Genomic DNA, 18,022 nt, shown 5'->3' with positions numbered 1-18,022 from the left:
GATACGCGCTAATCGGACAAATCTCTCGCGTTTCGATCTTCCCGGCGGGTCATTCCGACCGAACGGCCGAACGCCCGGGAGGCGCGGGAGCGGGCGGGCGGTGCGGGGCGGGCGGGGCGGGCGGCGGGCACCGCCCGCCGCCCGGCGACCGCCCGGCGCTACATGCGGGACACGTTCCGCTCGTACACCATCCGCAGGCCGATCAGGGTCAGCCAGGGCTCGTGGGCGTCGATCTCCTTGGAGTCGGCGAGCACCATCGGGGCGAGGCCGCCGGTGGCGATCACGGTCACCGTCGACGGGTCGCCGCTCGGGCCGACCAGCTCGCGCTTCATCCGCCCGACGACACCGTCGACCTGGCCCGCGTACCCGAACACGATGCCCGACTGCATCGCCTCGACCGTGTTCTTGCCGATCACGCTGCGCGGCCTGGCCAGCTCGATCTTGCGGAGCATGGCGCCCTTGACGCCAAGGGCCTCCACCGAGATCTCGATGCCCGGGGCGATCGCGCCGCCCGCGTACTCGCCGCGCGCGGTGACCGCGTCGTACGTCGTCGCCGTACCGAAGTCGACGACGATCGCCGGACCGCCGTACAGCTCGACCGCCGCGACCGCGTTGATGACCCGGTCGGCGCCGACCTCCTTGGGGTTGTCCGTGAGGACCGGCACGCCCGTCTTGACGCCCGGCTCCACCAGGACCGCGGGGACGTCGCCGTAGTAGCGGCGGGTCACCTCGCGCAGCTCGTGCAGCACCGAGGGGACCGTCGCGCAGATCGCGATCCCGGCGACGCCGTCGCTCAGCTCGACGCCGAGCAGCGGGTGCATCCCCATCAGGCCCTGGAGCAGCACCGCCCACTCGTCGGCGGTGCGGCGCGGGTCCGTGGAGATCCGCCAGTGCTCGACGATCTCCTCGCCGTCGAAGAGGCCGAGCACCGTCTGGGTGTTGCCGACGTCGATCGTGAGCAGCATCAGACGGCCGTCTCGCGCAGGTCGAGCCCGATGTCGAGGATCGGCGACGAGTGGGTGAGCCCGCCGACCGCGAGGTAGTCGACGCCGGTCGCCGCGTACGCCGCCGCGTTCTCCAGGGTGAGCCGCCCGGAGGACTCCAGGATCGCCCGTCCGGCGACCAGGGCGACGGCCTCCTCGGTCTCGCCGGGGGTGAAGTTGTCGAGCAGGATCAGATCGGCGCCCGCGGCCAGGACCTCGCGGACCTGGTGCATGGTGTCGACCTCGACCTCGATCGGAACCTCGGGGAACGCCTCGCGGACCGCCTTGAACGCCTCAGCGACACCGCCCGCCGCGACCACGTGGTTGTCCTTCACCAGGGCCGCGTCCGACAGCGACATGCGGTGGTTGACGCCGCCGCCGCAGCGCACCGCGTACTTCTCCAGGGCGCGCAGGCCCGGGGTGGTCTTGCGGGTGTCGCGGACCTTGGCGCCGGTGCCCGCCAGGACGTCCGCCCACGCGCGCGTGGCGGTCGCGATGCCCGACAGGCGGCACAGGATGTTCAGCGCGCTGCGCTCGCCGGTCAGCAGGTCACGGGTGCGGGCGGTGACGCTGAGCAGCTTCTCGCCCGGCGCGACCCGGGCGCCGTCCTCGACGTGCCGCTCGACCTCGAACTCGGCGGTGCAGACGATCGACAGGACCGCCTCGGCGACCCGCAGGCCCGCCACCACACCGGCCTCGCGGGCGGTGAAGTCGGCGGTCGCGACGGCGTCCTCGGGGACGGTCGCCACGGTCGTCACGTCCACGCCGCCGTCGAGGTCCTCGGCGATGGCCAGGTGCGCGATGTCCTCGACCTGCACCGGATCCAGCCCGGCGTCGGCGAGCAGCTCGGCGAGCGCCGGGTCGAGCCCGCACTCGTACTCCTCCGCGTCACCGCAGCCGCAGCCGTCGCCGCAGCCGCCGGCGGGGGCGGCGTTGATGTGGATCAGGGGGACGTCCACGGGCTGCGGACGTGCTTCCTCGGGCGTGCTCACGGCTGCTGCTCCAGGGGTGCGTCGGGGGTTACGGGCGGAAAGTCTGCTCCGGTGGTGCGGTGGACCGCCAGGCTCCGGTCGGGCCTGAGCCGTACGACGAGATGGCGCCGCCAGTCCTGGTCGTCCCGGTCCGGGAAGTCCTCGCGCCAGTGGCAGCCGCGGGTCTCGGCGCGCTCGCGGGCGGCGGCGACGAGGACCCGGGCGACGCACAGCAGGTTGGTGGCCTCCCAGGCGTCGACGCCCGGCTCGGCGGCCTTGGGCCCGGCGGGTCCGGCATGCTCGGTCTCGGCGTGCTCGGTCTCGGCGTGCTCGGTCTCGGCGGCGTGGCGCAGCCGGTCCAGGGCCTCGGCGGCCCCGGCGAGCGAGTCCGCGGAGCGCAGCACGCCCGCGCCGCCGGTCATGATCCGCTGGATCTCGCGGCGGGCCTCGGGGGCGAGCAGCGGCAGCACCAGACCGGGCGTCGGGGCCGCGGGGGCGGAGGTGCCTGAGCGGTGCGGGCCGTGGGCCGTGATGTCGGCGGCGATCCGCTCCGCGAAGACCAGGCCCTCCAGGAGCGAGTTCGACGCCAGCCGGTTGGCGCCGTGCACCCCGGTGCAGGCGACCTCGCCGCACGCGTACAGGCCCGGCACCGTGGTGCGCCCGTGCAGATCGGTGCGGACGCCGCCGGAGGCGTAGTGCGCGGCCGGGGCGACCGGGATCGGCTCGGTGACCGGGTCGATGCCGTGCGCCCGGCAGGCGGCCAGGATGGTCGGGAAGCGGGTCTCCCACATCTCGGCGCCGAAGTGGCGGGCGTCGAGGAACATGTGGTCCGCGTCGTGCTCCTGCATCCGGCGGGTGATCGCCTTGGCGACGATGTCCCGGGGCGCCAGCTCGGCCAGCTCGTGCTGCCCGAGCATGAAGCGGACCCCGTCGGCGTCCACCAGGTGCGCGCCCTCGCCGCGGACCGCCTCGGACACCAGCGGCTGCTGGCCCTCCGAGCCCGCGCCGAGGAACAGCACGGTCGGGTGGAACTGGACGAACTCCAGGTCGGAGACCTCGGCCCCGGCCCGCAGCGCCAGGGCGACGCCGTCGCCCGTGGACACCGCCGGGTTGGTGGTGGCCGAGAAGACCTGGCCCATGCCGCCGGTGGCGAGCACCACGGCGGGCGCGTGCACGGCGCCGACGCCGTCGTGCTGGCCCTCGCCCATCACATGCAGGGTGACGCCCGCCGTACGGCCCTCGGCGTCCTTCAGGAGGTCCAGGACCAGGGCGTGCTCGACGAAGCGCACGCCCCCGTCGCGTATCGCCTCGACCAGGGCGCGGGAGATCTCCGCGCCGGTGGCGTCGCCGCCCGCGTGCGCGATGCGGCTGCGGTGGTGGCCGCCCTCGCGGGTCAGCGCGATCTCTCCCGCGGCGGTGCGGTCGAAGGTGGCGCCGGTGGCCATCAGCCGCCGGACCGCGCCGGGGCCCTCGGTGACCAGGGCCCGCACGGCCGGCTCGTCGCACAGTCCGACGCCCGCGACGAGGGTGTCGTCGAGGTGCTGCTCGGGGGTGTCGCCGTCGCCGAGCGCGGCGGCGATGCCGCCCTGCGCCCAGCGGGTGGAGCCGTCGTCGAGCCGGGCCTTGGTGACGACCACCGTGCGCAGCCCGGCGGAGGTGCAGCGCAGGGCGGCGGTGAGACCGGCGACGCCGGAGCCGACCACGACGACATCGGCGTCGATCGACCAGCCGGGGGCGGGTGCGTGCAGCCGTATTCCGGTCACTTGGCGGCTCCGAAGGTCAGCGGGATGTTGTCGATGAGCCGGGTGGCACCCACCCGCGCGGCGATCGCGAGGATCGCGTCCCCGGTGTGATCGTCCGCCACCTCGGTGAAGTCGGCCGGGTCGATCAGCGCCAGATAGTCCAGGGCCAGCGGCGGCTCGGCGCGCCCGGCGTCGTCCAGGACCGCCAGGGCGGCGGCCCGGACGGCCTCGGCGCCGCCGCCCTCACCGGCCTGCGCGACCGCGTGGGCGTCGGCGGCGGCCCGGGCCTCGCCGAGCCGGGACAGCGCCTCGGCGCGGTCCCCCGCCCGGCCCTGGGCGGTGGGCAGCGCGTCGGCCCTGGCGCGCAGCGCGGCCTGGGCGGCGAGCCGGTCGCGCCCGGCGAACAGGGCCCGGGACAGCGCCAGCGCGGTACGCCGCTCGGCGTCCGAGAGGTAGCGGTTGCGGCTGGACAGGGCGAGGCCGTCGGCCTCGCGGACCGTGGGCACCCCGACGATCTCCACCGGGAAGTTCAGATCGCGGGCCATCCGCCGGATGACGGCCAGCTGCTGGGCGTCCTTCTGGCCGAACAAGGCCAGGTCGGGCGCGGTGAGGTGGAGGAGCTTGGCGACGACGGTGAGCACCCCGTCGAAGTGGCCGGGCCGGGAGGCGCCTTCGAGGCGGTCGCCCATCGGGCCCGCCGTGATCCGCACCTGCGGCTCGCCGCCGGGGTAGACCTCGTCGACGGCTGGCGCGAAGACGGCGTCGGCGCCGGAGCGCTCGGCGAGCGCCAGGTCGGCGTCGAGGGTGCGCGGGTAGCGGTCGAGGTCCTCGCCCGCGCCGAACTGGAGCGGGTTGACGAAGACGGTGACCACGACGGTGCCGTCCGGGCCGACCCGCTCGCGGGCGGCCCGGACCAGGGTGGCGTGGCCCTCGTGCAGGGCGCCCATGGTCATCACGACGGCACGGCGGCGGGTGCCCGCGCCGGGGGCGGTGAGGGCGTGGAGTGCGGCGGCCGTACGGACCGGGGTCAGCGTCATCGGAGGTCCTCGCCCTCGGGGCCGTCGGGGTCACCTTCGGAGGAGTCGTCCCGGGCGCCGGTGCCCGGAGTGCCGGGTCCTGAGGTGCCCCGGGTGCCGGTGGCGAGGACGCCGAGCAGGTCCTCGGCGAGCTCCGGCTTCAGCAGGCCGTGGGCGAGCGCCCGGTCGGCGGTGGCCCTGGCCATCGCGAGATAGCCCGCCACCGTGCCGGGCGCGTGCTTGTGCAGCTCGGCGACGTGCGCCGCCACCGTGCCCGCGTCACCACGGGCGACCGGGCCGGTCAGGGCCGCGTCGCCGGACCGCAGCGCGTTGTCCAGGGCGGCCCCGAGGAGCGGGCCGAGCATCCGGTCCGGGGCGGCGACCCCGGCCGAGCGCAGCAGCTCCATCGCCTGGGCGACCAGCGTGACCAGGTGGTTCGCCCCCAGGGCGAGAGCCGCGTGGTACAGCGGGCGGTTCTGCTCGGCGATCCACTCGGGCTCGCCGCCCATCTCGATGACCAGGGCCTCGGCCGCCAGCCGCAGCTCCTGCGGCGCGGTGACGCCGAACGAGCAGCCCGCCAGCCGCTGCACGTCCACCGAGGTGCCGGTGAACGTCATCGCGGGGTGCAGCGCGAGCGGCAGCGCCCCGGCGCGCCGGGCCGGGTCGAGGACCCGGACCCCGTACCGCCCCGAGGTGTGCACGAGGAGCTGCCCCGGCCGGACGGCGCCCGTCTCGGCCAGGCCCTCCACGAGGCCCGGCAGGGCGTCGTCGGGGACGGTGAGCAGGACCAGGTCGGCGCGGGCGAGCACCTCGGCGGGCTCGACCACCGGCACGTCCGGCAGCAGGTCGGCGGCGCGGCGGCGGGAGGCGTCGGAGACCGCCGAGACGGCGACGGGGCGGTGTCCGGCGAGCTGGAGCGCGGCGGCGAGGGCGGGTCCCACCCGCCCGGCGCCGACGACTCCGACGGTGAGCCGGGCGGGGCGGTCCTCGGCGCGGTCCGCCTGGGGATGCCGGGGTTCTGGTGGTGCGTTCACGGTGACGGGTCGGCCTTCCGTTCCAGTCCTCGGTGGGTACCGGACGATTTCTGGTCATGCTACGCCAGCGTTTCGCGCCCGCCCGTGGCTGTCCACAGGGTGTGGGCGGTGGTGTGATGATCTGCTCATGGAGCGACGAGTGGATGTGGACGAGGACGTGCCGGACCGCGCGGCGAACGGCGCGGCGGACGGCGTGGCGGACGGCGGAACCGACGGTGCGACGCAGGCCGAGTCGGACCGGGAGCGGCGCGCCCGGGTGTTCCGCGGCGCCAGGCGCAAGCTGGCCGACGGCTCGATCGACGGCACCGCGGCCGAGCGCCTGCGCGAGCTCGCCGACTGGGCCGACGCCTCCCCGTACGGGCGGCTGCCGGTCGACGTCTACGGCGACACCGTCGTCGAGGAACTGGAGCGCCGGGTCGCCGAGGAGCTCGGCTTCCCCGCCGCCGCCTTCTTCCCGACCGGCACCATGGCCCAGCAGGTCGCCCTGCGCTGCTGGGCCGGACGGACCGGCAACCCGGTGGTCGCCCTGCACCCGCTGGCCCACCCGGAGCAGCACGAGAACGACGCCTTCACGGCGGTCAGCGCGCTGCGCACCACCCACCCGACCGACGCGCCCCGGCTGCCGACCGCCGAGGAGGTGCGGGACCACCCGGAGCCCTTCGGGACGCTGATGCTGGAGCTGCCGCTGCGCGACGCCGGTTTCGTACTGCCGTCGTGGGAGGAGCTGGTCGGCGCCGTCGACGCGGCCCGGGAGCGGGACGCCGTCGTCCACTTCGACGGGGCCCGGCTGTGGGACTGCCCGGCCTGGTTCGGCCGCCCGCTGCCCGAGATCGCGGGCCTCGCCGACAGCGTCTACGTGTCCTTCTACAAGTCCCTCGGCGGCCTGTCCGGCGCCGCGCTCGCCGGACCCGCGGAGCTCGTCGAGGAGGCCAGGGTCTGGCGGCACCGGTACGGCGGCCAGCTCTTCCAGCAGTACCCGGCGGCCCTGTCCGCGCTGCGCGGCCTCGCCACCGAGCTGCCCCGGCTGCCCGCGTACGTGGCCCACGCGCGCGTGGTGGCCGAGGAGCTGCGGGCGGCCCTCACCGAGGCGGGCGTCGGCTGGTTCCGGATCCACCCGGAGACCCCGCACACCCACCAGTTCCAGGTCTGGCTCCCGTACGACCCCGACCTGCTCAGCACGGCCGCCCTGGCCCAGGCCGAGGAGACCGGCACACTGCTGTTCCGCCGCTGGTTCCCGGGCCCGCTGGGCGCGCCGCCCGGCATCGCGGCGACCGAGGTGACGGTGAACGGGCCGGGCCTGGACTGGACGCGGGAGGACGTGCGGGCGGCGGTGCGGGACTTCTTGGGACGGCTCGCCGCCTGACGTGCCGGGAGCGGCACCCGCGCACCCACCACCGGCCCCGCGGACCTCAGTGCACCGGCGCGCCCGCCCGGCGGAACGCCCGGACCAGCAGCAGGCGCCAGCGGCCGCGGGCCGGGCGGCCGGCGATGACGGACTCGAAACGATGCTGGTCACGGACCGCGCGCAGGGTCGCCACGTCATGGGTGCCGGGGGCCGGCGGCGCGGGCTCGCCGTGCTGCGCGGCGCGGTAGCTGTCGAAGAGGTGCTGCTGGAGCGCGTTCATGCGCTCACCGTGCGCCCGCACCCCCGCGCCCCGCGCGCCGATTGACGGGACTCGTCAATTCGCGCGACACCGCCCCCACCCGACCCCGCACCATGGTCGGGTGAGCGTGACCATCGACATCACCGGACTGCCGCCCGAGCGGATCGTCTTCTGCCCCTCGCCGCTGGCCGAGCTGGGCAATGCCCTGCACGCCCTCGCCGAACCGGCCCACCATGCCCGGCTGCACGCGTGGACCACCACCACGTCCGCCGCGCTGAAGCCGGAGCTGGCGGACCGGCTGCACGAGGCCGACTTCATGTGGCGGTCGACCCGTTCCGACTTCCTGCTGCCCGCGCAGCCCCGCGAGACCCTCGCGGAGGAGCTGGACGACCTGGACCGGCTCGACGACGAGACCTTCGTCGGCGCGGCCCTGGAGATCTCCTGCAGCAGCCGCTACTACGAGGGCATCCCGTCCCCGCTGGTCGACGAGGCGTCCCGGCGCCGCGCGCTCGACCTGGCGGCCGCGCGCGGCCCGCGCCAGGCCGCGTTCGTGGAGCGGATGCTCGCCGAACCGACCGCCACGCGCGCGTGGATCCGGCGGCTCCTGGAGGACTGCGACGACGCGTTCTTCGCCGACACCTGGCGCCGGGTCCGTATCCAGCTCGCCGCCGACGCCCGGCACAAGACGGAGCTGCTGCGCCACAAGGGTCTCGCCGAGGCCCTGGACGCGGCGTCGTCGGCGCTGTGGCTCGAGGAGGACGAGCGGGGCAGCCGGATCGTCGTCGACAAGCTGGCGCACGGCCGCACCGAGGCGCAGGGCCACGGGGTGACGCTGCTGCCGACCGCGTTCGGCTATCCGCACCTGCTCGCGCTGTCCGCGCCCGGCTGGCACCCGGTGATCCAGTACCCGGCGGCCTCCCACGAGGTCGGCGGCAACGAGCCGGTCGAGACGGTGATGATGCGGGTGGAGGCGCTGGCCCACCCGATGCGGGCCCGGCTGTGCCGGAACCTGGCGCGCGGCGCGTACTCGACGAGCGAGCTGGCCGACGCGTACGGCATCAGCGCCCCGGAGGTCTCCCGGCATCTGACCGTGCTGCGCAAGGCCGGTCTCGTCACCACCCAGCGGCGCGGCCGGTACGTGCTGCACCAGCTGGACCACGCGGTGGTGGCCCGGCTCGGCAGCGACTTCCTGGAGTCGATCCTCCGCTGAGCCGGACGGGCCGGCCGCCGGACGGGCCTCCCGGCGGCCCGGTACGGAGGCGGCGGCGCCGGTCAGCGGCCGCCCGCGCGGACCAGGCCCGTCTCGTACGCCAGGACCACGACCTGGACCCGGTCGCGCAGGCCCAGCTTGGTGAGGATGCGGCCGACGTGGGTCTTCACGGTGGCCTCGGAGAGCACGAGCCGGGCGGCGATCTCGCCGTTCGACAGGCCCTGGGCCACCAGGAGCATGACCTCGCGCTCGCGGTCGGTGAGCCGGTCCAGCTCCTTGTGGTCGGACTCGCGGCCCGTCGACGGCAGCATCGGCGAGAAGCGGTCGAGCAGCCTGCGGGTGGTGGACGGGGCGACGACCGCGTCGCCGCTGTGCACCGAGCGGATCGCGCCGAGCAGCTCGTTCGGCGGCACGTCCTTCAGCATGAAGCCGCTGGCCCCGGCCTTGAGGCCGGAGAAGGCGTACTCGTCGAGGTCGAACGTGGTCAGGATGAGGACCTTCGGCGCGCCCGGCTCCGAGCAGATCCGGCGGGTGGTCTCCACCCCGTCCAGCTTCGGCATCCGGACGTCCATCAGGACCACGTCGACCGTGGTGTTCCGCAGCACCTCCAGGGCCTCCACCCCGTCGCCCGCCTCCGCGACGACCTCCATGTCCGGCTGGGCGGCGAGCACCATGCGGAAGCCGGTGCGCAGCAGCACCTGGTCGTCGACGAGCATCACGCGGATGGACATGAGGGCTTCCTTCGGTCGGACGGCGAACGATCGGCGAACGATCGGCGGTCGGTCGGTGGGCGGGGCGGTCAGCGGGCCGGGGCCGGGCCGGTCAGTGGGCGGGCTTGAGCGGGAGCAGGGCGCTGATGCGGAAGCCGCCGCCCGGCCGTGGTCCCGCGTCCAGCGTGCCGCCGACCATACCGACGCGCTCCCGCATGCCGATCAGGCCGTGCCCGCGCCCGTCGGCGCCGCCGTCCGCGTACATCTCCTGCGGCGCGCCCCGCCCGTCGTCCTCGACGAGCAGACCGAGCCCGTCGTCGAAGTAGACCAGCCGGACGCTGGCCCCGGCGTCGGGGCCGCCGTGCTTGCGGGTGTTGGTGAGGGCTTCCTGCACGATCCGGTACGCGGTGAGCTCGACGCCGCTGGGCAGCGGGCGCGGGGTGCCCTCGACCTTGAAGTCGACGGTGAGTCCGGCGGTGCGCACCTGCTCGACCAGGTCCTCGATCTGCTGGACGTCCGGCTGGGGCACGTACTCCCCCGCCTCCTGGTGCTCGCCGGTGCGCAGGATGCCGAGCAGCCGGCGCATCTCGGCGAGGGCCTGGCGGCCGGTCGAGGAGATGGTCTCCAGGGCCTGCTTGGCGGTCTCCGGGGAGGCGTCCATGACGTAGGCGGCGCCGTCGGCCTGCACCACCATCACGGAGACGTTGTGGGCGACGACGTCGTGCAGCTCGCGGGCGATCCGGGCGCGCTCGGCGGCCACCGCGACCTTCGACTGCGCCTCGCGCTCCTTCTCCAGGCGCGTCGCCCGTTCCTCCAGCTGCGCGAAGTAGGCGCGGCGGGTGCGCAGCGAGTCGCCGAGCACCCAGGCGAGCGCGAACGGCACCGTCATGATCACCGTGAAGAAGACCTGGGCGGCCCCCGACTGGGTCTCCTCCAGCGGCCAGCGCAACTGGGACAGGGTGGCCGCGCTCAGTCCGCCGATCAGCGCGAGCCGGGAGGCCCAGCGCGGGCCGTCGTGCGCGGCGACGGTGTAGATGATCACGAGCATGGCGAAGTCGGCCAGGAACGGGACGATGTCGAGGCCGAGCTGGGCGAGCCCCACGCCGACCGTGAGCAGCAGCATCTTCTCGGGCATCCGCCGCCGCAGCGCGACGACGAGCGAGAGCAGCACGCCGACGACCAGGTACGCCGCCGGGTGAGCGCTTCCCGCCGGGACGGCGCTGGCCGCCCACAGCGCGGAGAACCCGAACAGGACGACGGCCCAGAAGGTGTCGACCCCGGTCGGGTGGCTGCGGAGGAAGTCGTAGAGGCGCTGCACGTGATCCAGCGTAGGTAAAGGGCATAGGTGCAGGGGTCAGCCGTGGGGTCGATCCTTCCCTCGGGGCCCGTACTCCCCAAGGTGGAGACTGGACCACGTGACGGATGAGACGTGTCAGCAGCCGGGGCGGCCGGAGTGGCTGGGGTGGCGGGAGAGCATGGAGCGGGCGCTGTACGGCCCCGGGGGCTTCTTCCTGCGCCCGGAGGGCCCGGCCGGCCATTTCCGCACCTCGGTGCACGCCTCGCCGCTGTTCGCGGGCGCGGTGGCCCGGCTCCTGGTGCGGGTCGCGGCGGAGCTCGGCACCGACGAGCCCGCCCTCGTCGACATGGGCGCGGGCCGCGGCGAACTGCTCACCGGGGTGCTGGGCGCGCTCCCGGCCGGGCTGCGGGTCCGGCTGTACGGGGTCGAGCGCGCGGCCCGGCCGCCGGGCCTCGACCCGCGGATCGGGTGGACCGACCGGGTCCCGGAGGGCGAGCGCGGGCTGCTGTTCGCGAACGAGTGGCTGGACAACGTGCCGGTGGACGTCGCCGAGGCCGACGAGGACGGCACCGTCCGGTACGTGGAGGTCGACCGGACCGGTACGGAGCGGCTCGGCGGCCCCGTCGAGGGGCCGGACGCGGAGTGGCTGGCGCGCTGGTGGCCGCTGACCGAGCCGGGCACCCGGGCGGAGATCGGGCGGCCCCGGGACGAGGCGTGGGCGGCGGCGGTGGGCGCGCTCGCGGCGGGGACGGCGGTCGCCGTCGACTACGGGCACCTGCGGGCGGCCCGGCCGCCCTTCGGCACCCTGAGCGCCTTCCGCGAGGGCCGCGAGACGGCGCCGGTGCCGGACGGCGGCCGGGACCTGACCGCCCATGTGGCGCTCGACGCGTGCGCCGCGACGGGCCCGGGTCCGTACGAGCTGCGCACCCAGCGGGAGGCCCTGCACGACCTGGGCGTGACCGGCGGCCGCCCGCCGCTCGCACTCGCCTCCACCGACCCGGCGGCCTATGTACGGGCGCTCGCGGGGGCGGGCGAGGCGGCGGAGCTGACGGCGCGGGGCGGGCTCGGCGACTTCCTGTGGCTGGAGCAGCGGATCGCGCCGTGAGGGGCGTCTCCCGGCCAGTGTCGGGGAGTTGACCGGTTAGGGACTGCCCCTGGCGGGCGTACCGGCGGTAAATGGTGCCCCGGCCCGGTGCGGGCGGGGACATGACATGGCCTGCGCACCGCACGGGCCACCGCACGGGCCACCGCACGGGCCACGACGCAGCACGCCACGGGGGACGCCATGAGCCAGCTCGGAGCACCACCGCCGGAGCCGTCGCCGGAGCCGTCGGCCGTACCGGTACCGGCCGTACCGATGCCGGACCTGCCGACCGGGCCACCGGCGGAACCGGCCGCCCGGGCCCGGGCGGGCGGACCCCCGGCCGGGTCGCCCGCCGTGCCGCCGCCCGGGCCCCCGGCGCCCCGCCCGCCGGGCGGACCGCCGCCCGCCCCGGAGCCCGCCCCGCCGGTCGCCCCGCTGCCGAAGAAGTCCCGCACCCGGGTCCTGCGGGTCGACCGCCGGATCCTGTGGGTGGGCACGGCCGCCATCCCGCTGCACAACATCACCGCGGTCGAGACCTTCCGGGCCAAGCCCGACCGGGGCTCCGCCCTGCTCCGCTTCCTGAAGTGGCTGCTGGTCATCGCCGTGCTCCTGGTGGTCCTCGACCGGGCCGCCTACGACGGCGACCTGTGGTCCGACCTCGACGACAGCCCGGTGCTGTTCATCCCCCTGATCGCGCTCGCCGTCTTCCTCCTGAAGGAACTCTTCGAACCGGCCCGCCCGGTGCTCTCCGTCCAGATGGCGAGCGGCGCCACGGTCCTCACGACGCTGCCGAACATGGAGCAGCTGCGCGAGATCGCCGGACGGATCGTGTACGCGATCGACCACCCGGAGACCGAGTTCACCGCCCTCGTGCAGGTGGTCAGCAACACCCACAACAGCAGCACCAACGTCCAGGGTCCCGTCGTCAACATGAACGGCGGCCAGGGGAACACGGGGATCAAACTGTGAGCGACGCACCGCGGCACCCCGGCCCTGTCGTCAACATGAACGGCGGCCAGGGCAACATCGGCATCAACTACGGCACCAACGTCGTCGGCTCCGTGCCCGCCGACGACACCGCGCTCCGCACCGCCGTCGCCGAGCTCACCGCCCTGCTCCAGGAACTGCGCGGGGACCTCGCCCCCGACCAGACCCGGGTCGTCGACGACGCGCTGCCCGCCCTCGCCCCCGACCGCACCCCCGACCGGGCCGCGCTGCGCGAGCGCGGCCTGATGCTCGCGTCGCTCGCCCAGATCGCGGCGGCGGCCGGGGCGGTCGGGCAGCCGGTGGCCGATGCCCTCGGCCGCCTGCTCGCGCTCCTCGGGCAGGGCTGACAGCGGCGGGAGCCCTGGCCCCGGAATCGCGGGGCCGGGGGATACTGTCCGGCATGACGGAGACGACGGTCGGCATCGGCGGCGCGGCGGAGAGCACCGACATGGTGCTGAACATCGGGCCGCAGCACCCCTCCACGCACGGCGTGCTCCGGCTGCGGCTGGTGCTCGACGGCGAGGTCGTGCGGTCCGCCGAGCCGGTGGTCGGGTACATGCACCGGGGCGCCGAGAAGCTCTTCGAGGCGCGCGACTACCGGCAGATCGTCATGCTGGCCAACCGGCACGACTGGCTGTCCGCGTTCTCCAACGAGCTCGGCGTGGTGATGGCCGTCGAGCGGATGCTCGGCATGGAGGTGCCCGAGCGCGCGGTGTGGACGCGGACGCTGCTCGCCGAGCTGAACCGGGTGCTCAACCACCTGATGTTCCTCGGCTCCTACCCGCTCGAACTCGGCGGGATCACCCCGGTCTTCCACGCCTTCCGCGAGCGCGAGGAGCTCCAGGCCGTCATGGAGGAGATCTCCGGCGGCCGGATGCACTACATGTTCAACCGGGTCGGCGGCCTCAAGGAGGACCTGCCGGCCGGCTGGCTCGGGCGGGCCCGGCAGGCGGTCGCCGACGTGCGGTCGCGGATGGACGTGTACGACCGGCTGGTGCTCGGCAACGAGATCTTCCGGGGCCGTACCCGCGGCGTCGGCGTGCTGTCGCCCGAGGCGGTGCACGCGTACGGCGTCTCCGGGCCGATCGCCCGCGCCTCGGGCGTCGACTTCGACCTGCGCAGGGACGAGCCCTATCTCGCGTACGGGGAGCTCCAGGACACCCTGCGGGTGGTCACCAGGACCGAGGGCGACTGCCTGGCCCGCTTCGAGTGCCTGCTCGACCAGACCCACAACGCGCTCGAACTCGCCGACGCCTGCCTCGACCGGATCGACGAGCTGCCGCAGGGCCCGATCAACCAGCGGCTGCCGAAGGTCCTGAAGGCCCCGGAGGGCCACACCTACGCCTGGACCGAGAACCCGCTCGGCATCAACGGCTACTACCTGGTGTCGAAGGGCGAGAAGACCCCGTACCGGCTGAAGCTGCGCTCGGCGTCGTACAACAACATCCAGGCGCTCGCGGTGCTGCTGCCGGGGACGCTGGTCGCCGACATGGTGGCGATCCTGGGGTCGCTGTTCTTCGTCGTCGGCGACATCGACAAGTAGGCGGGACGCCGGTGGGCGTCCCGCCGGGCCGCCGGGGCCTTACGGCCGTCAGGAGCTGACGGCGCCGCGCAGTTCGGCCACGTCCAGCTGCTCGGTCTCGTCGTGCGCGGTCAGGTCGATGACCTGGCCGACCGCGCGCCGCTCCACCGGGGCCTGCGCGGCGGACGCGAGCACCTCCTCGCCGACCACGTCGGCCAGGTCGGTGTCCGCGACGGCCTCGATGGCCTCGATCGCCGCCGCCTTCGTACCGAAGTAGTCGAAGCCGCCCGAGGGGCGCGGGACCGGGCGGCGCGCGGCGTACGGCACGATCGCGGCCGCGGCGGGCACGTGCCGCATCGCGGGCGCGCGGGTGTGGGCCGCGTCGTCGTGCGTCTCGTCGGGCGTCTCGTCGGCGGCCTCGGGCGCCTCGGTCTCCGCGGCCTCCGCCGCCTCGACCTCCTCGTCCTCAGCCGTCTCCGCGCCGGTGTCCGTCGCGCGCGTCGCCAGGTTGCGCAGCGCCTCCGCCGCCCGGCGGTACGCCTCCGGGGTCGGGGTGGACCCGGCCGGGGGCAGCGCCTTGGCGCCGGTCGGCGCCGCGGACTCCAGGGCGAGCACCCGGCGGCCTTCGAGGGCGCTGGCGCGCTCGGTCTCGGCGGTCGCGTAGCGGCGCAGCAGATCGGCGTGCTCGGTGCGCAGGGCGGCGAGTTCGACCCGCTTGGCGCGCAGCTTGGCGTCCAGCCGGACCCGCAGCTCGCGGGCCTCCTCCAGGTCGGACTCCAGCTCGGCGGCCTTCTCGTCGTGCTTCCACTGGTCGGCGGTGCGCGCCCGGTTCAGCTCGGCGACCTGACGGCCCGCCGCGTGGTCCCAACTGCGCATGAGGACGGCGCCGGTGACGGCCGCCGCCGCGGCGGCCGCGACGAGCAGCCGCAGGGCCAGGGCATCGCCGACCAGCCACGCGCCGCCGGCGCACAGAACCGAAGCGCCGGCGACCGCGGAGGGCGGCAGGAGCTTGTGCAGGGGCGGGGAATGGCGGTGGCGTCCACGTGGCATGGCCTGAAATTTACCGTGCGTAGGCGCGGTATGGGGGGCCGCCCCGGCAATCTCTTGGCGAGTTCTCGCCGTAACCGGGCGGGCCCGGTCCGATTCCCGGACCGGGCCCGCCGACACTCCCTGGCCCGCGCCTACTTCTTGAGCAGCCCCTTCGACTGCAGATACGCCTTGGCGACGTCCTCGGGCTTCGCCCGCTCGGCGTCGACCTTGCGGTTGAGTTCGGCGAGATCCGCCGTGGTGAGCACCTTGGTGATCTTGTCCAGGGCGGCGGCTATCTCGGGCGATCCGGCGTCCTTGGCATTGACGACGGGCAGCACGTTGTCCGCGTTCTGGAGCTTCTTGTCGTCCTCCAGGAAGACGAGTCCGAAGGACTCCACGGTGGCGTCCGTCGTGGTGGTGAGGACCAGTTGGTCGACGCCGTCCTTGACGGCCTGCTTGGCCTGCGGGGTGCCGACGCCCTTGGGGTCGACGCCGGTGACGTCGATGCCGTAGGCCTTCTTCAGACCGGGGGCGCAGAACGGGCGGATCTCGCATTCGTCACCGGCCGCGATCTTCACCTTGAGCTTGGCGGCGCCGAGATCGGAAAGCGTGCGGAGCTTGTTCTTGTCCGCGAATTCCTTGCTGACCGCGAAGGCGTTCTGGTCGACGGCCGCGCCGAACGACAGCACCTTCAGACCGCGCGGTTCGGCGAGCTTCTTCAGAGCCTCGGTGGTGGCGGCCGGGTCGCCGTTCGCGACCGGCTTCTCCTCGGGTGCCTTCGGCCCGTTCACCTTCGCGTTCAGGAATTCGGCGAGCGTCGCCGCGTATTCCGGTACGACGTCGATCTCGCCCTTCTCCAGGGACGGTTCGTAGAGCTCGCGATTCTTCACGGTGGTGACGCTCGCCGAGTATCCGGCGTCGTCGAGCACCTGCTTGTAGAGCTCGGCGAGCACCTTGGCCTCGGTGAACGCCGCCGCGCCCACCACGACCTCGCCCTTGCCGCCACCGCCGCCGTCGCCGCCGCTCTGCGAGGCGCCGCCGTCCTTCGACTTCTCCAGGCTGTCGCCGCCGCAGGCGGCGAGCGAGACGGTCAGCGCCGCCACGCCGAGTACCGCGCCCGCGATGCGCGAGGTCCTGCTCACAAGATCACCCATTCTCGTAGGTCGTGCGTCCATGCGTGCCATGCCGATGTGCGATGTGCCGCTGTACCGATGTGTGCGATGTGCCGATGTGCCGATGTCTTGGGGCCCGGGGCCCAGGGCCCTGGTCCGGGCCGGGGTCACCGCGGGGTCCGGCGGCCGAGCAGCCGGTCCGCCGCCACCAGCAGCCCCTCCACCAGGAGCGCGAGCAGCGCCACGAGCACGGCGCCCGCGATCACCTGCGGTGTGTTGTACGTGTTGAACCCGGCGGTGATGATCCGGCCGAGGCCGCCCTGGCCGACCATCGCCGCGATGGTCGCGGTGGCGACGACCTGCACGGCCGCCGAGCGCAGTCCGGTCATCAGCATCGGTCGGGCCAGCGGCAGTTCGACACCGCGGAACAGCTGCCCGCCCGACATCCCCATACCGCGGGCCGCCTCCACCACCGCCCGGTCCACCTCCCGCATCCCCACATAGGCGTGGGTGAGCAGCGGGGGTATCGCGAACAGCACGAGGGCCACCACGGTCGGCACATATCCGGCGTTGCGCAGCGGCGAGACCATGAAGAGGGCGAGCACCGCGAAGACCGGCACGGCCCGGCCCGCGTTGGAGATGTTGACGGCGAGCGCCCCGCCCCTGCCGAGGTGGCCGAGCCAGAGGCCGACCGGCAGCGCCACGGCGCAGGCGAGCAGCAGCGCCGCGCCGCTCACGTACAGGTGCTCGGCGAGCCGGTGCCAGACCCCGCTGTCGCCCGACCAGTTGGCGCCGGTGGTCAGCCAGCTCCAGGCGTCCGTGACGAGTCCCATCTCAGGCACCTCCCGCCGGTGCGGCCGTCGCCGTGCGGACCCGGCGGGCCGCCCGGCCGGTCCGCGCACCGGCCCTGGTCCACGGGGTCAGCAGCCGCTGCACGCCGAGGAGCAGCAGGTCGGCGGTGATCGCGAGCAGCACGCAGAGCACGGAGGCGGCGAGCACCTGGGCCTTGAAGAAGGTGGGCAGGGCGTCCTCGATGAGGTTGCCGAGGCCGCCGCGGCCGACGATGGAGCCGACCGTGGTGAGCGCGATGGTGGAGACCGTCGCCATCCGTATGCCCGCCATCAGCGCGGGCAGCGCGAGCGGCAGTTCGACCTCCCAGAGCAGCCGTCCCGGCCCGTACCCCATGCCCTTCGCGGCCTCCCGGGTCTCGGCGGGCACCGCCGCGAGACCGGCGAGGACGCCGCGCACCAGGATGGTCAGCGAGTACAGCACCAGGCCGGTCACGACCAGCGCCGAGGAAAGGCCGAGGAACGGCAGCAGCAGCGAGAACATCGCGAGCGACGGGATCGTGTAGAGCAGCGTGGTCAGTCCGAGCACGGGTCCGGCGAACCGCGGCCTGGCCCGCACCAACAGCGCGAGCGGGAAGGCGACGACGAGGCCGATCAGCACCGACACCACGGTGATTCCCACATGCTGGACGGTGGCGTCGGTCAACTCCTGGGAGCGGGTGCGCAGATACTCCCCGCAGATCCAGTCGTTCGTCACCAGGCAGTTCGCCGTGGCCATGCGTCGTACACCCCCCGTCCCCACCTGCTCGTCCCGTACCTCGGGGCGGACCGGTCGGAGAACATCTCGAACATCCGTTGGCGACCCTAACCCCCGCCACCGACAATCGCCCGCGACCGCCACAGTGTGGAAATACTTCCTTCACACATTGGGGG

18 protein-coding genes are annotated in these 18,022 nt (G+C 74.4%); 6 read left to right on the top strand and 12 right to left on the bottom strand.

The window, feature by feature from the left end; genetic code table 11:
- Positions 1-158 precede the first annotated feature (158 nt).
- Genes ACIPXM_RS34245 through ACIPXM_RS34225 form a run of 5 tightly spaced genes read right to left on the bottom strand, consistent with a single transcriptional unit; the run spans position 159 to position 5,746 of the window.
- On the bottom strand, positions 159-965 hold the full coding sequence (locus ACIPXM_RS34245; protein ID WP_401663703.1) for a type III pantothenate kinase: 807 nt from the start codon (positions 963-965) through the stop codon (positions 159-161).
- The gene (gene nadC, locus ACIPXM_RS34240) at positions 965-1,975 is read right to left on the bottom strand and encodes a carboxylating nicotinate-nucleotide diphosphorylase (protein ID WP_401663701.1); all 1,011 of its coding nucleotides are present in this window, start codon (positions 1,973-1,975) and stop codon (positions 965-967) included. The genes ACIPXM_RS34245 and nadC overlap by 1 nt, the downstream gene beginning before the upstream one ends.
- Positions 1,972-3,717: an L-aspartate oxidase gene (locus tag ACIPXM_RS34235; RefSeq protein WP_401663699.1), complete on the bottom strand. Its 1,746-nt coding sequence runs from the start codon at positions 3,715-3,717 to the stop codon at positions 1,972-1,974. Before ACIPXM_RS34235 ends, nadC begins: the two co-directional genes overlap by 4 nt.
- A complete protein-coding gene (panC, locus tag ACIPXM_RS34230) occupies positions 3,714-4,733 on the bottom strand; it encodes a pantoate--beta-alanine ligase (protein WP_401663697.1) in 1,020 nt (339 codons plus the stop codon). The genes ACIPXM_RS34235 and panC overlap by 4 nt, the downstream gene beginning before the upstream one ends.
- Positions 4,730-5,746 (bottom strand): Rossmann-like and DUF2520 domain-containing protein, encoded by a 1,017-nt coding sequence (locus ACIPXM_RS34225; protein ID WP_401663694.1) that lies wholly within the window; start codon positions 5,744-5,746, stop codon positions 4,730-4,732. Before ACIPXM_RS34225 ends, panC begins: the two co-directional genes overlap by 4 nt.
- A gap of 127 nt (positions 5,747-5,873) precedes the next feature.
- On the opposite strand from ACIPXM_RS34225, the gene ACIPXM_RS34220 reads away from it, so the two are divergent.
- On the top strand, positions 5,874-7,109 hold the full coding sequence (locus ACIPXM_RS34220) for a threonine aldolase family protein (RefSeq protein ID WP_401663692.1): 1,236 nt from the start codon (positions 5,874-5,876) through the stop codon (positions 7,107-7,109).
- Positions 7,110-7,155: 46 nt separating this feature from the next.
- Here ACIPXM_RS34220 and ACIPXM_RS34215 read toward each other — a convergent pair whose 3' ends face one another.
- Positions 7,156-7,371 carry a hypothetical protein gene (locus ACIPXM_RS34215; RefSeq protein ID WP_401663690.1) on the bottom strand — a complete coding sequence of 72 codons (216 nt, stop codon included), beginning with the start codon at positions 7,369-7,371 and terminating at the stop codon, positions 7,156-7,158.
- 100 nt (positions 7,372-7,471) lie between these two features.
- Between ACIPXM_RS34215 and ACIPXM_RS34210 the strand changes: the two genes are divergently transcribed.
- Complete coding sequence (locus ACIPXM_RS34210; RefSeq protein ID WP_401663688.1) at positions 7,472-8,560, top strand: DUF5937 family protein; 1,089 nt, start codon at positions 7,472-7,474, stop codon at positions 8,558-8,560.
- A gap of 62 nt (positions 8,561-8,622) precedes the next feature.
- Here the strand turns inward: ACIPXM_RS34210 and ACIPXM_RS34205 are convergent, their stop codons facing one another.
- Positions 8,623-9,291, bottom strand: coding sequence for a response regulator (locus ACIPXM_RS34205; RefSeq protein ID WP_401663686.1), 669 nt, complete (start codon positions 9,289-9,291; stop codon positions 8,623-8,625).
- 91 nt (positions 9,292-9,382) lie between these two features.
- Complete coding sequence (locus ACIPXM_RS34200; protein ID WP_401663684.1) at positions 9,383-10,588, bottom strand: sensor histidine kinase; 1,206 nt, start codon at positions 10,586-10,588, stop codon at positions 9,383-9,385.
- A 157-nt stretch (positions 10,589-10,745) separates the two neighbouring features.
- Here ACIPXM_RS34200 and ACIPXM_RS34195 point away from each other — a divergent pair, with 157 nt between their 5' ends.
- The 4 genes from ACIPXM_RS34195 (at position 10,746) to ACIPXM_RS34180 (ending at position 14,181) form a co-directional block, all read left to right on the top strand.
- Positions 10,746-11,672 (top strand): SAM-dependent methyltransferase, encoded by a 927-nt coding sequence (locus ACIPXM_RS34195; RefSeq protein WP_401663785.1) that lies wholly within the window; start codon positions 10,746-10,748, stop codon positions 11,670-11,672.
- 180 nt (positions 11,673-11,852) lie between these two features.
- Positions 11,853-12,620 carry a DUF6232 family protein gene (locus ACIPXM_RS34190; protein ID WP_401663682.1) on the top strand — a complete coding sequence of 256 codons (768 nt, stop codon included), beginning with the start codon at positions 11,853-11,855 and terminating at the stop codon, positions 12,618-12,620.
- Positions 12,617-12,985, top strand: a complete 369-nt coding sequence (locus ACIPXM_RS34185; protein ID WP_401663679.1) for a hypothetical protein — start codon at positions 12,617-12,619, stop codon at positions 12,983-12,985. Before ACIPXM_RS34190 ends, ACIPXM_RS34185 begins: the two co-directional genes overlap by 4 nt.
- A gap of 53 nt (positions 12,986-13,038) precedes the next feature.
- A complete protein-coding gene (locus tag ACIPXM_RS34180) occupies positions 13,039-14,181 on the top strand; it encodes an NADH-quinone oxidoreductase subunit D (RefSeq protein WP_401663676.1) in 1,143 nt (380 codons plus the stop codon).
- Positions 14,182-14,229: 48 nt separating this feature from the next.
- Here ACIPXM_RS34180 and ACIPXM_RS34175 read toward each other — a convergent pair whose 3' ends face one another.
- The 4 genes from ACIPXM_RS34175 to ACIPXM_RS34160 form a co-directional block, all read right to left on the bottom strand.
- Positions 14,230-15,210 (bottom strand): hypothetical protein, encoded by a 981-nt coding sequence (locus ACIPXM_RS34175; RefSeq protein ID WP_401663674.1) that lies wholly within the window; start codon positions 15,208-15,210, stop codon positions 14,230-14,232.
- 131 nt (positions 15,211-15,341) lie between these two features.
- Entirely contained in the window at positions 15,342-16,343 is a 1,002-nt protein-coding gene (locus tag ACIPXM_RS34170; RefSeq protein WP_401663672.1) for an ABC transporter substrate-binding protein, read from the bottom strand.
- 125 nt (positions 16,344-16,468) lie between these two features.
- Positions 16,469-17,134, bottom strand: coding sequence for an ABC transporter permease (locus ACIPXM_RS34165; protein WP_401663670.1), 666 nt, complete (start codon positions 17,132-17,134; stop codon positions 16,469-16,471).
- 1 nt (position 17,135) lies between these two features.
- Entirely contained in the window at positions 17,136-17,867 is a 732-nt protein-coding gene (locus tag ACIPXM_RS34160; protein ID WP_401663668.1) for an ABC transporter permease, read from the bottom strand.
- Positions 17,868-18,022 lie beyond the last annotated feature (155 nt).

The sequence above is a fragment of the Streptomyces sp. NPDC090025 genome, assembly GCF_044748125.1.
GTDB lineage: Bacteria > Actinomycetota > Actinomycetes > Streptomycetales > Streptomycetaceae > Streptomyces.
Note: the sequence above shows the minus strand (reverse complement) of the source record. Positions and strands in the feature narration are given on the sequence as shown.

Coding starts and splice junctions, on each gene's coding strand:
- ACIPXM_RS34245 (WP_401663703.1), bottom strand. CDS start 965: ATGCTGCTCACGATCGACGTCGGCAACACCCAGACGGTGCTCGGCCTC.
- panC (WP_401663697.1), bottom strand. CDS start 4,733: ATGACGCTGACCCCGGTCCGTACGGCCGCCGCACTCCACGCCCTCACC.
- ACIPXM_RS34220 (WP_401663692.1), top strand. CDS start 5,874: ATGGAGCGACGAGTGGATGTGGACGAGGACGTGCCGGACCGCGCGGCG.
- ACIPXM_RS34215 (WP_401663690.1), bottom strand. CDS start 7,371: ATGAACGCGCTCCAGCAGCACCTCTTCGACAGCTACCGCGCCGCGCAG.
- ACIPXM_RS34205 (WP_401663686.1), bottom strand. CDS start 9,291: ATGTCCATCCGCGTGATGCTCGTCGACGACCAGGTGCTGCTGCGCACC.
- ACIPXM_RS34195 (WP_401663785.1), top strand. CDS start 10,746: ATGGAGCGGGCGCTGTACGGCCCCGGGGGCTTCTTCCTGCGCCCGGAG.
- ACIPXM_RS34190 (WP_401663682.1), top strand. CDS start 11,853: ATGAGCCAGCTCGGAGCACCACCGCCGGAGCCGTCGCCGGAGCCGTCG.
- ACIPXM_RS34180 (WP_401663676.1), top strand. CDS start 13,039: ATGACGGAGACGACGGTCGGCATCGGCGGCGCGGCGGAGAGCACCGAC.
- ACIPXM_RS34175 (WP_401663674.1), bottom strand. CDS start 15,210: ATGCCACGTGGACGCCACCGCCATTCCCCGCCCCTGCACAAGCTCCTG.
- ACIPXM_RS34170 (WP_401663672.1), bottom strand. CDS start 16,343: ATGGGTGATCTTGTGAGCAGGACCTCGCGCATCGCGGGCGCGGTACTC.
- ACIPXM_RS34165 (WP_401663670.1), bottom strand. CDS start 17,134: ATGGGACTCGTCACGGACGCCTGGAGCTGGCTGACCACCGGCGCCAAC.
- ACIPXM_RS34160 (WP_401663668.1), bottom strand. CDS start 17,867: ATGGCCACGGCGAACTGCCTGGTGACGAACGACTGGATCTGCGGGGAG.